Source organism: Vibrio sp. J2-4 (assembly GCF_021728155.1).
GTDB lineage: Bacteria > Pseudomonadota > Gammaproteobacteria > Enterobacterales > Vibrionaceae > Vibrio > Vibrio diabolicus.
In genome coordinates this window covers 474,058-489,238 of sequence record NZ_JAKKCN010000002.1, presented here as the reverse complement: position 1 = coordinate 489,238, position 15,181 = coordinate 474,058, and the positions used below count along the sequence as shown (strand labels likewise).

Here is a 15,181-nt window from a genome sequence, read left to right as displayed (position 1 = left end):
TAAAGGTTCAGGGATGATTGGTGATCTTTTAGCAATTTTAGGGCTATGCTTTTTCTGTTATCTGTTTTGGCAACAACGTCGTCAAGCCGAACTCGCAAAAGTGGCAATCACGCGTAAATGTGAGCAATTGGATCTCCAATTAATCAGCATCGCCTTTGGTGCCCATAAACTAAAAACGCCAGACGGAGTCTGGCGTTGGCATACGGTGTATCAATTTGAGTTTTCATCTCTTGGTGACGATTGCTACCAAGGGGAGTTAACCATGGTCGGTTTCAGGCCGCAGAACTTTCACCTACCACCGCATCGCTTGTAAATTCCATTTCAAAGTAAGGGCCATATAGATCCTTACTTTCTTTTGTTTCAACAAATCCCAGTTTTTTCAGCACCGCCATAGAAGCTTGATGGTTGCTATTCACATTAGCTTTCACCTTATGTAGCCCCAGCTCACGGCACGCCTTTGGGAAAAACGCTTTTAGAGCTTCTGTCGCTAACCCTTTACCCCAATAAGATTTATCAAAAATAAACCCTAACTCAGGCTCGGAATCGAGATGGGAAATGAACACGTGCCCCATATAGTCACGACTGGTGCTTTCTAGCACCGCCATACTATAAATATTTTCATCATCCAGTATTTTCTCAAACATCTGTTTGGCAGACGCGACAGTATACGGACCGTTCATTTCAGCACGGTTTTTCGCACAGCAATTCAGCATGACGAACTCTAGTTGCAACGACTCATTGTAGGGTAGAAGAAGCATTCTTCTGGTTACTATGGCCACATCTGTTCCTTGATTACAACAAACTTTATTTATCCGCAGATCGCAAACTCGATGAGCTTGAATATGCTCAATAACTGCGGGGCATAACACCTTGTAGAGAAGCCGAAAGTTAAACCAACTGATTGGAAAGGATATTGATCTGGATTGTTTTTTATTAAGTGTTATTAGGAATTTATAAATTTTGTGATATTGATATACCCAAGCCACCTCTAGTGCTTAATTAAACGAGAACGACTAGGTATCTTTTTTTATATAAGAAAGACCCCGACACATAAGTATCGGGGTCATGGTCTTACTCGCAGCAGTCCGGCTACTAAAAGTGCTCCATGCATCATCCATAATAGTGGCTGATTCCGTCAGCTTATTCCTTACGTCGCCGTCCTAGCGGTGTCCTTATCATCCTGATAGCTAACATTCCCCGTTAGCACACATCACTTGTTCCTTGAGCGGTGTCCCTTGCATCTTCCTGACGCTGTCCATAACCTCTATCCTAGAGGGGTCCATTGTCTATCCTTAGTCATCAACATCCTATTGATGATAGTGTCCTTACAATGTCCTACGCTCCATGCTTGATTAATCATCCTGACCAACCAAATCGTCTTCCTGATGATAACCAAATCCTTGGTGCTTTCCTGTTCCATGTCTGCTTCCTGCTGACAACTCTCAATTTACGCCTTTCCTAAAAATTGACAATCTATACTAGATAAATATTTATACGCCACATTGGTTAAATAGTTGTTAAATCATTATTTATCAATAACTTGATGTTTGTAATTTCTATTTTTCCGCTCACGAAATCGTTTTCTCTCACAACCCATGTAAGAGATCTCTCACACCACACATTCCAAATTGCTATTCGCCAAATTAGGGGACTCAACGTATGATGATAGATATATCGTTGTTAAGGATTAAAAATGTTAACTCAAGACGTTACTAAAGAATTAGAAGCGGTAATGGAACAACTGCAACAACAAGGAAAAGAACCAACCGTAGCGTTAGTGAAAGCACGCTTGAAAACGCCCGTCCCAATGCCTGCATTAATCACCGCAATAAAAAGTTGGAAAAGCGCTCAGCGTGTTCCCAAGGTTGAAGTCGCAGCGCAAGCGCATACCGATAATGATCGTCTTGCAGCGCTAGAAAGCACGGTGAAAAAACTAGTCGCTCGCATTGAAGAGCTAGAAGCCAAGCTAAGTGAGAAGTCATCATGAAGTTATGGGTAGATGCAGACGCGTGCCCGAAAGTCATCCGCGAAACCATTGTGCGTGCCGCCGAACGCACGGGGATTGAATGTACGTTTGTCGCCAACCACGTTGTCCCGGTGCCCAAAAGAGACAACATCCACTCGCTGCAAGTTCCAGCTGGATTTGACATCGCTGACAACGAAATCGTTAAGCGTGTGGAGGCCAACGATTTGGTGATCACATCAGACATTCCGCTTGCAGATGAGGTCATCTCTAAAGGTGCTCAAGCCCTCAGTTCACGTGGCGAGCTTTATACGAAAGACACCATCAAAGCACGTCTAAATATCCGCGACTTCATGGAAACCATGCGTTCAAGCGGAATTCAGACTGGTGGTCCCGCTGCGCTTTCCCAAACCGATCGCCGCGAATTTGCGAACCATTTAGATCGTATTTTGGCTAAATTTAGGAAGTAATCCTCACTCTATTCATATTGAGCCAGCAAATCAAAGCCTGGCTCATTCCTGAAAATTCATTTTCAGCATTGCACCCAAAGCGTGCTCTTACTCCCATTTGTTTTGTTCTGTTTATTTTTCATCTCGCTCGCCATAGCTTCAATATGCAACGTGGTTTATTTTGAACGACGTTTTTAATAAATGTATAGAGAATAATGGGCTTTAACATCGTTTCTAGTGGAAGCTACCTGCCAACGAATCAATGGTCAGATCGAGAGATGGATCGCTTCCTAAAATTGGCGCCAGGGACCTGCCGAAATAAATTCGACGTTGAATATCGTCATGTAGCCAATACAAAAGAGACCGCTATTTACATGGCGGTGCAGGCGATAAAGCAGTGTTTAGGAAACATACATACCCTGAGCTCCGTTGATCTCCTTATCTACGCCAGTGGCACTCACCACCAGTCTCTGCCCTACGACGCCTCAGCGGTTCTCGCCGCGTTAGACGCTCCAACATGGCTAGAAAGTTTTGATTTGAACAGCACCTGTTTATCATTTCTTTCTGCGCTTGATCTTGCTCAGAGTCTATTCTTCGCAAAACGATACCGTCGGATTCTCATTGTTACCAGTGAGCTCGCCACTGGCATCACACTGAATCGAAATTTTACGCTCAAACCAGAAGTTGCAACCTTATTCGCCGACGGTGCCGCCGCGTTTTTGCTCGAAGAACAAAACGGTGATGGATTACTCACCAGTCACTTTGAAACGCATCATACCGGGTATTCATTTTGTCAAATTAAGGGCGGAGGTAGTCATGTCAACCCTCACACCTCAGAGCATCAAGCCTATTTAAAAAGTTGCCAGTTTGAGATGGAGGGCAAAGCACTCTTTAAACATGTGCGTAAAGCCTTACCAGCGTTTCTAAAAAAAGGCTTTGACGCCTCTCCGGTAACGCTCAGCGATATTGATTATTTTCTTCCGCATCAAGCCAGTGCGCACGGATTAAAAAAACTTCCATCACTCACCGGGTTACCAACCGAGAAAACAGTTAATCACTTTTCGACTTTGGGAAACCAAGTCGCCGCCTCACTCCCAATTAACTTACACTGGCTGCGTAATCAGCCAGAAACAGCAGGAAAACATGTGTTATTAGCTGGCACCGCCGCAGGGTTGTCACTAGGTATGGGAGTGCTAAAACTATGAAGATATTAGTCACTGGCGGCAGTGGGATGTTGGGTAGCGCAATTCTAAGAATGTTTCACCAGCAACATGAACTGCATTTTACAGCGCGAAATACAGTCATCGCCAAACAACTCGCTGAGCAATTCGATGTTATCCCACATTTAGTCGATTTGAGAGACCACTCTGCTGTTCATGCGGTATGCCACGGCATGGATGCAATCATCCATTGTGCCGCTCTCTCAAGCCCATGGGGCAAGTGGGAAGCGTTTTATCAAGCCAATGTAGATGCCACCAAAAACCTCGCCAGTGCGGCTAATTCGCATCAAATCTCGCGCTTTATCCATATTTCCTCCACCAGCGTCTATTTTGACCATCAAGACCGTTGGAATATTCGAGAAACCGACGCCATTGCTTCACACTGGTGCAATGATTACGCACACACTAAATACCTATCTGAACTTGAAGCCGTAAAAGGTCAAAGCAAAGCGATCATTTTAAGACCTCGTGGCATTTTTGGCCCCAACGATCGCGCGATTATCCCAAGAGTGCTTAAGGCGATAAAAAACAACACTCTGCTTCTGCCATCGGGTAGAAATCCAGTGGTTGATCTGACCTATGTCGACAACGTTGCCCATGCGGCGATGCTCGCTTGCACTCAGGCAGACCGACTTCAGCATGGTGATGTCTTCAATATATCCAACAACGAACCAATGCCAATTGAGACTGTACTGCAAGCTTTATGTGTGGGGTTGAACCTAAAAGTAACGTTACAATCACTACCATACGGTGTGGTATCACCATTATTAAAGCTCAGTGAGCAAATACGAAGGCGCTTACCACATCAGCCAGAGCCAAGGCTCACTTCATACAGCGCAGGATTGTTTAACTATCATCAAACTCTGGATATCAGCAAGGCGATAAAAAACCTGAATTACCAACCGCTTTTTTCAATTCAAGAAGGAATACAGCAGTATGCAAACTGGTCTAAAAATAAAAATCTTTGAGACTGGACACTGCGTACACCCAGGCTTTGTTGTCAAACCAGGCTCTGGTATCAAGCCTAGAGCATTTCCGGCAGCCGTTGCGTTAATTCAACACCCGACACAAGGCAACATCCTGTTTGATACGGGATATCACGAGCACTTTTTTAGCGCGACTCGTCCCTTCCCTGAACGTTTTTATGCTTGGACAACACCTTGCCGCTATCAACAAGAACATGGGATTGTTGCGCAGTTAGCAAAAGAAAATCTCAAACCTCATGATATTGAGCATTTAGTGCTCTCCCACTTCCATGCTGATCACATTGCTGCCGTGTCTGAGTTTTCCCACTCTCAATTGCATTGCCAACAAAAAGGGGTGGATGCAATTACTAAAAGTGGTCGAATTGGAGGCGTAAGAAAAGGATACCTAAAAGCTCTACTTCCTCCACAACTTGAATCTAACTTCATCATTCATGGTGATTTTTCTGTGCCAATCAGCCAAATTCTTCCTCAGTGCCAAGGGGTTAACTTGCTCTGTAAAGACATGTTCGACGATGGACTTATTTATATGGTTAGCTTGCCAGGCCATGCAGCTGGCCAAGTGGGCTTGCTGGTTAAAAGAGACCAAAGTTGGCTGTTCTTACTCGCCGATGCATGCTGGTTAATCGAGAGCTTGAGTGAAAATATCGATCAGCATTGGCTGGCGAACATGCTTTGCGATGATACAAAAGCCTATAAAAACACCCTCTCCGAGTTGAGAAGTTGCTACCAACAAACCCACCACGTTGTTCGCTTCGTACCTTCACATTGTCAGGAAACTATCCAGCAGCTAATCAAAGAAGGATGGATGAAGTGAGAACGCTTATCTCAGAATTCTGGCGAACCCGCTACCGCCCCTTCGGCTCAAGGGAACAAATCGAAACGTGGCAACAACAACACTTAACGCAACACTTGGATTGGGTATGCCGTCATTCACCGTATTACCGCTCTTTTCAAGGTGCACCACTCAGTGATTTCCCTATCATGAATAAGCAAACCATGATGGAGAGCCTTTCAGAGTTAAATACGAAGGGCTTAGATGCTGAACAGTTAATGCTGCAGGCACTCAAAGCAGAGCAGTCACGCAACTTTGCCGCTTCGAAAGTTGGCGATGTTACGGTTGGGCTTTCTTCGGGCACATCAGGCATGCGCGGGCTGTTTCTTGCTGACAAGCAGGAAACACAACTGTGGGCCGGCAATATATTGGCTCGCCTTTTGCCCAACCTATGGCAAAAGCACCGAATTGCACTAGCCTTGCGAGCCAACAGCCCACTGTATAAATCCGTCGCGAAAGGGCCTGTCACATTCTTTTATGCCGATTTAACCAAACCTTACCAAGAATGGATAAAAGAGCTGGATGAGTTCCAACCCACGCTTTTGGTTGGTAGTGCGCAAGCTCTTCAGCTCTGCGCCCAGTTCAGCGGTCAATTTGGTCAACCCGCAATTCAACCACAACGGATCATTTCTGGGGCAGAGGTTCTAACCGAGAGTGACCGTCATTATATTTCTCAACGGTTCGACAGCGAGCTCCATGAAGTCTATCAATGTACTGAAGGTTTTCTTGCATGTACTGATCAGCATGGCCAAATGCGCTGGAATCAAGATGTTGTTTATATCGAAAAACACTGGCTGAATACCGAACGTACTCACTACAGCCCAATCATTACCGATTTTCGTCGTAAAACTCAGCCAATTATTCGTTATCAGCTCGACGATATTATTGAGAATAAACAGGATAATGGCGTATTTGAACCTCTTGGCGCGATTGCCGGACGATGTGGTGATCGCCTCACGCTAAACGCAAACTACGTCCCAGTGACGGTGTTACCAGATCTCATCTACCGCGCTATAACACTATCTGCCAAAGGTCGCGTGGATTACCGAATCACCCAAACAGGGTCACAAACCATTCAAATTGAAGCGGATGTTCACCACCATCGGGTTATACATCAAGCCTTGATAAAGTTGTTTGACCAATTACGGCTTGATCCTGTCAGATTTAGTTACCGCCCTGCGCCTATTTGGACGCCAATGAATAAACAACGACGTGTGGTGAACATATGCGGGTCTTAATCACCGGAGCCCGAGCACCAGTTGCACTAGAGTGGGCAACCATGTGTATGCATCATGGGCATGAAGTAATTCTCACCGATTCGCTAAAAAAGCCTCTGGGATCATTTTTGCGAGGCATCGAGTCTTATATCCCCACCGCTTCACCTCGATTTGCGTTTCCCACCTACCAACAGCAGATCCTAAAAATCATTACTCAGATGCGTATTGATATGGTGATACCCACTTGTGAAGAAGTTTATTACTTGGCCCATGTTGCCAAGCAATGCCCAGAAGTAGATTTTTTTCTGCCCAATGTGGGACTACTCAATGCCCTGCACAACAAGTTGACCGTTTTTGAACAGCTTCAAGGCTTGCCAGAGATTACACTTCCAAAAACTCGTTTGGTCGCAGATAAAAGTGAGATTGAAATTAATAAGAGAACCGTTCTAAAGCCAGTTTACTCTCGGTTTGGCGGGCAAGTCATACGAGATGTGACTACTCAGTCTATTTCAGCCGCCACGATATCGACCCTTTATCCTTGGGTGCAGCAACAAAAAATCCACGGAACGCCAATGTGTAACTATGCGATTTTTGAACATGGTGACCTTAAAGCACACCAAGCTTATGTGCCGAAATACTGTGTAAACGGATCGGCCGCCAGTGCTTTTCAGCCGATCTCATGCGAACGACTAGATACTTTTATCGCAGCTTTTGGTGAGCGTCATACTTATCATGGGCAGGTGTCGTTTGACTTCATCCAATCACAAAATGATCTCTACGTGATTGAATGCAACCCAAGAGCCACAAGTGGTTTGCACCTACTCTCATCTCGATGCAATCAACTGCTTCCTAATATGGAGTTTACCAGTCCTTCCAAGCAGCGATTGCATCATTTAGGTCCAATAACACTCATCGCTGAAGGTGGATTATCCCTATTTAAGGCTCGAACTTGGCAAGATTGGTGGTCTGGAGTGAATGTAATGCAACAGCATAACTTGCCGGTAGGGAGCCAAATCCGGAGTGTGTTTGAATTACTCCGGTTAGCTAGGCAGAACAAGGCAAAATGGAGCGCCGCTTCTACCGTTGATATTGAGTGGAATGGAGAAGCGTTGCCATCATGACACTTTCCTCTCAAGAATGGCATAAAACCTTTATCACTCTTATGCAATCGAATCCTATTAATGAATGCACAGCAAGCTTTGGTTGCTACTATATCAATGATGTTGCCATTCCCTACTCCGTAACACCAAAAATACCAAACAACTGTTATGCCGTGTCCCCTATGACACTGCTTAGTGGCTACGCCGAAGAAGAGCTTCACAAAGTCAAAAATGTGGCTGTTCGATGGGTATGTAAGCTACTTATTAATATGACTAAACCAATCTTATCATTGGCTGGATTGGATCAAGTCCAAACGCTCAACAATCAGTGCTTGTCCACCAATATGTATAGCGAACAATGGGAATCCTTAAATCTAGATGAGCTGCGCCGCGTGGCACTCGATCAATATCCCACCTTTCCCTTGGTGCTTCGCTCCCTCAACCAGCGTCAGCACTCACACTTAATTCAGCGATTAGAACAGCAACAATGGCAAAGCTTGGTAACACGACAAGTGTATTTACTTGAGGATTGGCAAGCATTCAGCTTCAACCGAGATTTAACAAAAGATTTCAAGCTGTTTAATGATAAAGATTGGCAGTTTAAGCCACTGGCTACTGATGAAGAGTTTCAGCGCGCCAAAGTGTTATATGACATGCTTTACCTTGATAAATACAGCCGGAATAACATCCAGTTTTCAACCCAATATTTAAAACAGGCTAGCCAGAATAACTTAGTGCATTTAGTGGGACTGTTTTATCAAGGAGAGATGCTGGCTACGTTAGGCATAGTAGAAATTGATAACGACATGACTTGCCCAATTTTTGGCTACGATACCAATAAGCCGAAGAGTTTTGCGCTGTATAGAAGAATATCTGCTTATACCATCCGCCATGCAATGATATGCCAGCGTCGCTTTAATATGAGCTCAGGGGCTCCAGCTTTTAAACGCAACCGAAAAGCCCAGCCAGAAATTGAATTTAGCTATGTTTATATTGCGCACTTACCTTGGTACAAACGCGTAATTTGGAAAAGCTTGTGCTGGCTCACTCAGCACTTTTATCGCCCTTTGTTGATGCGTTTTCAGCTATAAAACGACATCGATAACCAAGCAAACCTGCTTGCACACAATCTGGATCGATAAAAAAGCCTGCGACGTTCGCAGGCTTTTGTAATGGAGCTGTGTGAGGTAACCGTTTTTTACGGTGTGTAGTATGTTGCTGCGCCAGGGCCTACTGGTAAACCAAATACGAATACCCATAGGTAGAACAGCACACTCCAACCTACAATGAAGCAGATTGAGTAAGGTAGCATGGTCGCGATCAGCGTACCGATACCTAAGTTCTTCATGTAACGAGTTGCTACGGCAAGAATCAAACCAAAGTAGCTCATCATTGGAGTAATGATGTTTGTCGTCGAGTCACCAATTCGGTAAGCAGCCTGAATCGTTTCCGGTGCATAACCAACAAGCATCAACATAGGAACAAAAATCGGTGCCGTCACTGCCCACTGTGCCGATGCCGAACCAATCATTAGGTTGATAAAGCCACACATGAGGATGAAGGCAAAGAACAACATTGGGCCAGTTAAGCCAATTTCTTGCAAGAAGCTAGCGCCAGCAACTGCGAATACCTGACCGAAGTTAGTCCATTTAAAGAAAGCAACGAACTGAGCAGCAAAGAAAACTAATACAATGTACATGCCCATAGAAGACATCGATTTCGCCATTGCATCAATTACATCGCGATCCGTCTTCATCGTGCCAACAACTTTACCAAACACAAAGCCTGGGATAGCAAAGAACACAAAGATGAATGCCACGATACTTTTCAGGAATGGAGAACCTGCAATTGTACCTGCATCAGAACGTAAGATGCCGTCAGCTGGAACAACCGTCCAAGCAAGCAACGCGGAAACAACCAGTACAGCAACACCTGCTAGTTTTAGACCTTTCTTCTCAATGTCTGTTAAGCCGCCCATTTTGTCGTTCGACAAATCTTCTGAGGCTTCTTCTTCACTGTATTTGCCAAGCTTTGGCTCAACAATTTTTTCAGTAACAAACGCACCAGTGATTGCAATGAAGAACGTCGAAACAAACATGAAGTACCAGTTAACTTCTGGACCAACAGTGTAAGTTGGGTCAATCATTTGCGCTGCTGTTTCAGTAATACCTGACAGTAGCGGGTCAACCGTACCGATAAGTAGGTTTGCTGAATAACCACCAGATACACCAGCGAATGCCGCAGCAAGGCCTGCAAGTGGGTGACGACCTAGAGAATGGAACAGCATTGCTGCCAGTGGAATAAGTACCACATACCCCAGCTCTGATGCCGTATTTGAAATGATACCAGCGAAAACAACAGTCACTGTTACCATGCGTTGAGATGCGCCCATGACCAAGCCACGCATAGCTGCAGATAGCAAACCAGAGTACTCGGCAATAGCAACACCCAACATCGCAACCAAAACCGTGCCTAAAGGCGCAAAGCCAACAAAGTTTTTCACTAAATTGGTAACGATAAGTTCGAGTCCATCAGCGTTAAGTAAGCTGACGACATGAATCATGCCATCTGCGGCACGACCTTTTGCGCCCTCAGGACGAGGGTCTACAACGGAAACTTCGAAGTATCCTGCAATGCCCGACATCACCAGAATGGCTAAACAGAAAATGGCAAATAGTGTGATCGGGTGAGGTAATAAGTTCCCCAAATATTCGACAGTATCCAAAAAGCGCGTAAACAGCGGCTTCTTAGGCGAGTTTTGTTTAATTGAATCAGATGAACTCATCTGTTCCCTCCTTGTTTTTATTCCTGTGCAAATGTGACAAAAATGTCAAAAAAGCGAGCGAAGGGTACTTGAGTAGAAGGTTAAAGAAAAGCCCTAAATGTTACAAACTGTGACCATTAGAGAGTTTTATAACCAATAACAAACAAAAATGTAGATATTTCATCCATGTAAAACAGTTAAGTCAAAATTATCAATTAAACAAAACCATAAGCCAGAAATATGCAGAACGATTACTTCTGCACTGCTTTAAACCTCGGATTCGCCTTACAAATGACATATAGACGCCCTCTTCGTTTTACGACCTGGCAATCCGGATGACGACTTTTTGCACTTTTTAATGATTTTACTACCTTCATGATTTATTCCTTTTCGCTCTTAAATTGACCAAAACGACGGTTGAAGTTCGCAATACGACCTTCTGTTTGAACCACTCGCTGTTTACCGGTGTAGTACGGATGGGATGCTGACGACACATCTAACGTAAAGTAAGGGTAGGTTTTGCCATCTTTCCATTCGATGGTTCTCTCTGTTTTCAACGTAGAACCAACAACGAAGTACTCATCTACGCTGGTGTCGTGGAACACCACTGGACGATATTCAGGGTGGATTCCTGGTTTCATAATACTTTTCCTCTCAATTGAAATGTTATGTTATAACGTTTTAATTAATAATCATTATCAACAAGAAAAGCAAGAGAAATTTGTGATACTTTTCATCTCAATGAATTCTTAAAGATGTCCACCATGTATTCCATTGAACCCATCGGCGTCATTGAGACACCGTACAAAGAAAAGTTTGCAGTACCGCGCCAGCCTCGCTTAGTACCAACAGCGAAAGCACGCGTAAAACTGTTAGGCGCAGCGAATAGCCCTGAAGCAGTGCGTGGGCTAGAACAGTTCTCTCACGTTTGGCTGTTATTTTTGTTTGATCAAAATCTGGAAGCAGGTTGGAAGCCAACCGTCCGTCCACCACGACTGGGCGGCAATGAACGAATAGGTGTCTTTGCCTCACGCTCGACTTTCCGCCCAAACGGAATCGGAATGTCAGCCGTTGAAGTGAAAGGAGTCACTAAGCAAGGCGATCAAATCTATCTTGATTTAGGCAGCGTTGATCTCGTTGATGGGACACCGATTGTAGATATTAAGCCTTATATCCCCTATTCGGATTCGATTCCAGAAGCACAAGGTGGATACGCAGACCAAGAACCAGAAAAGTCACAAGTCAACTTTTCTGCTCAAGCATTAGCAACGATAGAAAATCGATCCGATACTGACTATGTAAGGTCAGTCATTGAACAAGTTCTGGCCCAAGATCCTCGTCCTGCATACAAGAAAAGCAAGCCAGACGACAAAGAATATGCGGTAAATTTGTTCGACTTGAACGTAAAGTTCACAGCAACAAGCAACTTAATAACGGTTACCGCTATTGAAAGCTTTTGACAAACGCAATTGGCTGATATTATAGACGGCTAATAAATTTCCCTTTCGGGAACTCCTATACTCCAGCTTATTCAAGCTTGAGTATCTAACTTAAATAAACGGATAAATTTAATGCGTACCAGTAATTATCTTCTTTCTACTCTGAAGGAGACTCCAAACGACGCAGAAGTAGTGAGCCACCAGCTCATGCTACGTGCAGGTATGATCCGTAAGCTGGCTTCAGGTCTATACACCTGGCTACCTACTGGTCTACGTGTACTGCGTAAAGTCGAAAACATCGTTCGTCAAGAAATCGACAATGCAGGTGCAGTCGAAACTTTGATGCCCGTTGTTCAGCCGTTTGAACTATGGGAAGAGACAGGCCGCAGCGAAAAGATGGGTCCTGAGCTACTTCGCTTTACTGACCGTCATGTTCGTCCGTTTGTACTTAGCCCAACCGCTGAAGAAGTGATCACTAGCCTTGTTCGCAATGAAGTGAGCTCTTACAAACAGCTTCCGCTAAACCTGTACCAAATCCAAACCAAATTCCGTGACGAACGTCGTCCACGCTTCGGTGTAATGCGTTCACGTGAATTCTCAATGATGGATGCGTACAGCTTTGACATTGATAAAGACGGCCTACAAAAGTCATACGACGCAATGCACGATGCTTACTGCAAAGCATTCGATCGCATGGGTCTGGATTACCGTCCTGTACTAGCAGATAGCGGTGCTATCGGTGGTAGCGGCTCTCAAGAGTTCCACGTACTGGCTGAAAGTGGCGAAGACATCATCGCATTCTCTACCGAGTCAGATTACGCGGCAAACATCGAAAAAGCAGAAGCACTAGCTCCAGCCTCTGAAGCAGCTGCACCAACGCAAGAAATGACGTTGGTAGATACGCCAAACGCAAAAACAATCGCTGAATTGGTTGAACAGTTCGAGCTGCCAATTGAAAAAACAGTGAAAACTTTGTTTGTGAAAGCGTCTGACGAAGTTGATGCACCAATCATCGCGCTTATCATTCGTGGCGATCATGAACTGAACGAAGTGAAAGCAGAGAACCTTCCTCAGGTTGCAGCTCCACTGGAAATGGCATCTGAAGAAGAAATTCGTGAGCTTATCGGTGCTGGTCCTGGTTCTCTAGGCCCTGTTGGTCTTAAACTGCCGTTCATCGTTGACCGCAGCGTAGCGGTAATGAGTGATTTCGGTGCGGGTGCGAACATCGATGGCAAACACTACTTCGGCATTAACTGGGGTCGTGACGCAGAGCTTGGTCAAGTTGAAGACCTACGCAACGTGGTTGAAGGCGATCCAAGCCCATGTGGTAAAGGCACTATCCAGCTTAAGCGTGGTATCGAAGTTGGCCATATCTTCCAACTTGGCAACGCTTACTCCGCAGCGATGAACTGTGGTGTACTTGGTCCTGATGGTAAGAACGTCATCCTAGAAATGGGCTGTTACGGCATCGGTATCACTCGCGTCGTAGCGGCTGCTATTGAGCAAAACCATGACAAATACGGCATCATCTGGCCAGATGCAATCGCACCATTCCAGGTTGCGATCGTTCCAATGAACATGCACAAGTCAGAAGAAGTGAAAGAAGCCGCTGAGAAATTGTACGCTGAGCTAACGGCAATGGGCATCGAAGTGCTATTTGACGACCGTAAAGAACGCCCAGGCGTAATGTTCTCTGACATGGAGCTTATTGGTGTACCGCATACCATTATTATCGGTGACCGCTCAATGAAAGAAGGCAACTTCGAATACAAGAACCGTGCTACTGGTGAGAAAACAGCAGTCGCAATGACTGACATTGTTGAGCACGTAAAAGCTCAACTAAAGTAAGCACTAGACGAGTTCGCATTTGAAGTAGTTTCAAATAGTTAAAAAGGGTTGGCTTCGGTCAACCCTTTTTATTACTGGGCAACCTTACTACTCCCCTTTAGATCTATTCACTTTGTTAATCTTTGGTTCAGCTTCTTGCTATTAAACTGATTTCATCATCTAAAGGAGGTCAGTTATGGATTTAAAAAGTCTTCTAAACCAAGCACTCAAATCAGACTTACTCAAGCAAGGGGCTGATGCGTTAGGTAAACAAACTAACAACATCAAATCCTCATCAAACTCAAGTAGCCTGAAAACGCTAGGAGCAGGTGCCGTTGGCGGAGGCCTTATCGGTATGCTGATGGGCTCGAAGAAAAGTAAAAAAATGACCAAGAAAATAGGCTCGGGCGCATTAAAAGTCGGTGGCGCTGCTGCGCTTGGAGCATTAGCCTACAAAGTTTATAACGACTGGCAAGCCAAACAGTCCGGTCAAGGTGTTCATGAGACCTTTGACCCCGATGACAGCAAACACAGTGTACTAATTTTAAAAGCAATGATTGGAGCCGCAAAAGCCGATGGCCATGTCGATGAAGAGGAAATGGCCCGCATCGAGCAAGCCCTCGCGGATATGGGCGCAGATGAGCACGTACGTCAACTCGTTCAGCAAGAACTAAACAAACCGCTCGATCCTGCTGAAATTGCAAATCAGGCGACCTCTCCTCAACAAGCGTCAGAAATTTATCTCGCGTCTTTGATTGTTGCTGATGAGCAAAATTTCATGGAAAAAGCGTATTTGCAAGAACTGGCAAAACAGCTTCAGCTTTCACCAGAAGTTACTCAGCAGTTAGAAGTACAAATGCAGTGATTAAATCTCGCTCAAGCAACTCCTCAACTTGAGCCAAAACAACTCTGCACTTTGAGTTTCAAATCTGCTGTGTGTATATTGAGATAAGTTATCATTTAGTGGAAAGAAAACATGCAAGTATACGGCTGTTGTGAACTGGTTCGTGAGCTTTATGCTCAAATTGGTAGTGGCGATCAAGCTTACATTCCTCAGGCAATTTCATGTGCTGTTAAAGCGCTGAACGATGTTGCGGCGGATGAGTCTCTGCCTAAAGAAGTGCGTGAAAAAGCGGCATTTGCTGCGGCAAACCTACTGATTTCAGATTTTGAGGATAAGTAATGAATCTAGCGAACTTTGAATCCATGGATCCTGTCATGCTCATGAGCATTGTAAATATGAAGCTACGCGACGACTTCGGTGGTGACTTAGATAAACTGGCGGCTTTCTTCGATATCGATCGCGCGGCACTAGAAGCAAAACTGGCTTCTGCTGGTTTTGACTTTCTTCCAGAAGCAGGACAATTCCGTTAACCCGCAGCAA

18 protein-coding genes are annotated in these 15,181 nt (G+C 44.8%); 14 read left to right on the top strand and 4 right to left on the bottom strand.

All coding sequences use genetic code 11. The features are described from left to right. The first annotated feature begins 13 nt into the window (after positions 1-13). Positions 14-313, top strand: a complete 300-nt coding sequence (locus L3V32_RS07630) for a DUF3301 domain-containing protein (protein WP_012841498.1) — start codon at positions 14-16, stop codon at positions 311-313. Here the strand turns inward: L3V32_RS07630 and L3V32_RS07625 are convergent. Further along, positions 273-758, bottom strand: a complete 486-nt coding sequence (locus tag L3V32_RS07625) for a GNAT family N-acetyltransferase (protein ID WP_080936742.1) — start codon at positions 756-758, stop codon at positions 273-275. The genes L3V32_RS07630 and L3V32_RS07625 overlap by 41 nt on opposite strands. 935 nt (positions 759-1,693) lie before the next feature. Between L3V32_RS07625 and L3V32_RS07620 the strand changes: the two genes are divergently transcribed. The 8 genes from L3V32_RS07620 to L3V32_RS07585 all read left to right on the top strand — a co-directional run bounded on the left by L3V32_RS07620 (position 1,694) and on the right by L3V32_RS07585 (position 8,858). Continuing rightward, positions 1,694-1,987, top strand: coding sequence for a hypothetical protein (locus L3V32_RS07620; protein ID WP_012841496.1), 294 nt, complete (start codon positions 1,694-1,696; stop codon positions 1,985-1,987). Next, positions 1,984-2,433: a YaiI/YqxD family protein gene (locus tag L3V32_RS07615; protein ID WP_012841495.1), complete on the top strand. Its 450-nt coding sequence runs from the start codon at positions 1,984-1,986 to the stop codon at positions 2,431-2,433. Before L3V32_RS07620 ends, L3V32_RS07615 begins: the two co-directional genes overlap by 4 nt. A gap of 194 nt (positions 2,434-2,627) precedes the next feature. Further along, positions 2,628-3,617 carry a ketoacyl-ACP synthase III gene (locus L3V32_RS07610; protein ID WP_237284066.1) on the top strand — a complete coding sequence of 330 codons (990 nt, stop codon included), beginning with the start codon at positions 2,628-2,630 and terminating at the stop codon, positions 3,615-3,617. Beyond that, positions 3,614-4,600: an NAD(P)-dependent oxidoreductase gene (locus tag L3V32_RS07605; protein ID WP_237284065.1), complete on the top strand. Its 987-nt coding sequence runs from the start codon at positions 3,614-3,616 to the stop codon at positions 4,598-4,600. The genes L3V32_RS07610 and L3V32_RS07605 overlap by 4 nt, the downstream gene beginning before the upstream one ends. Further along, positions 4,569-5,432 carry an MBL fold metallo-hydrolase gene (locus L3V32_RS07600; RefSeq protein ID WP_237284064.1) on the top strand — a complete coding sequence of 288 codons (864 nt, stop codon included), beginning with the start codon at positions 4,569-4,571 and terminating at the stop codon, positions 5,430-5,432. The genes L3V32_RS07605 and L3V32_RS07600 overlap by 32 nt, the downstream gene beginning before the upstream one ends. Next, positions 5,420-6,688, top strand: a complete 1,269-nt coding sequence (locus L3V32_RS07595) for a F390 synthetase-related protein (protein WP_237284063.1) — start codon at positions 5,420-5,422, stop codon at positions 6,686-6,688. Before L3V32_RS07600 ends, L3V32_RS07595 begins: the two co-directional genes overlap by 13 nt. Next, positions 6,676-7,788, top strand: coding sequence for an ATP-grasp domain-containing protein (locus L3V32_RS07590; RefSeq protein ID WP_006742539.1), 1,113 nt, complete (start codon positions 6,676-6,678; stop codon positions 7,786-7,788). The genes L3V32_RS07595 and L3V32_RS07590 overlap by 13 nt, the downstream gene beginning before the upstream one ends. After that, positions 7,785-8,858, top strand: a complete 1,074-nt coding sequence (locus tag L3V32_RS07585; RefSeq protein WP_237284062.1) for a hypothetical protein — start codon at positions 7,785-7,787, stop codon at positions 8,856-8,858. The genes L3V32_RS07590 and L3V32_RS07585 overlap by 4 nt, the downstream gene beginning before the upstream one ends. A gap of 107 nt (positions 8,859-8,965) precedes the next feature. Here the strand turns inward: L3V32_RS07585 and L3V32_RS07580 are convergent, their stop codons facing one another. The 3 genes from L3V32_RS07580 to L3V32_RS07570 form a co-directional block, all read right to left on the bottom strand. Beyond that, positions 8,966-10,552 carry an AbgT family transporter gene (locus L3V32_RS07580; RefSeq protein ID WP_006742541.1) on the bottom strand — a complete coding sequence of 529 codons (1,587 nt, stop codon included), beginning with the start codon at positions 10,550-10,552 and terminating at the stop codon, positions 8,966-8,968. 230 nt (positions 10,553-10,782) lie between these two features. Next, positions 10,783-10,908 (bottom strand): type B 50S ribosomal protein L36, encoded by a 126-nt coding sequence (gene ykgO / locus L3V32_RS07575; protein ID WP_074191703.1) that lies wholly within the window; start codon positions 10,906-10,908, stop codon positions 10,783-10,785. 3 nt (positions 10,909-10,911) lie between these two features. After that, positions 10,912-11,172 carry a type B 50S ribosomal protein L31 gene (locus L3V32_RS07570; RefSeq protein ID WP_012841491.1) on the bottom strand — a complete coding sequence of 87 codons (261 nt, stop codon included), beginning with the start codon at positions 11,170-11,172 and terminating at the stop codon, positions 10,912-10,914. Positions 11,173-11,295: 123 nt separating this feature from the next. Between L3V32_RS07570 and tsaA the strand changes: the two genes are divergently transcribed. From tsaA to L3V32_RS07545, 5 genes are all read left to right on the top strand, one after another. Continuing rightward, the gene (tsaA, locus tag L3V32_RS07565; RefSeq protein WP_047008891.1) at positions 11,296-11,991 is read left to right on the top strand and encodes a tRNA (N6-threonylcarbamoyladenosine(37)-N6)-methyltransferase TrmO; all 696 of its coding nucleotides are present in this window, start codon (positions 11,296-11,298) and stop codon (positions 11,989-11,991) included. Between the two features lie 111 nt (positions 11,992-12,102). Next, on the top strand, positions 12,103-13,818 hold the full coding sequence (locus L3V32_RS07560) for a proline--tRNA ligase (protein WP_104974883.1): 1,716 nt from the start codon (positions 12,103-12,105) through the stop codon (positions 13,816-13,818). Positions 13,819-13,993: 175 nt separating this feature from the next. Beyond that, positions 13,994-14,662, top strand: coding sequence for a tellurite resistance TerB family protein (locus L3V32_RS07555; protein WP_046874978.1), 669 nt, complete (start codon positions 13,994-13,996; stop codon positions 14,660-14,662). Between the two features lie 111 nt (positions 14,663-14,773). After that, positions 14,774-14,980 (top strand): YaeP family protein, encoded by a 207-nt coding sequence (locus L3V32_RS07550; RefSeq protein ID WP_005391765.1) that lies wholly within the window; start codon positions 14,774-14,776, stop codon positions 14,978-14,980. Next, the gene (locus L3V32_RS07545) at positions 14,980-15,171 is read left to right on the top strand and encodes a DUF4250 domain-containing protein (RefSeq protein ID WP_109169594.1); all 192 of its coding nucleotides are present in this window, start codon (positions 14,980-14,982) and stop codon (positions 15,169-15,171) included. The genes L3V32_RS07550 and L3V32_RS07545 overlap by 1 nt, the downstream gene beginning before the upstream one ends. Positions 15,172-15,181 lie beyond the last annotated feature (10 nt).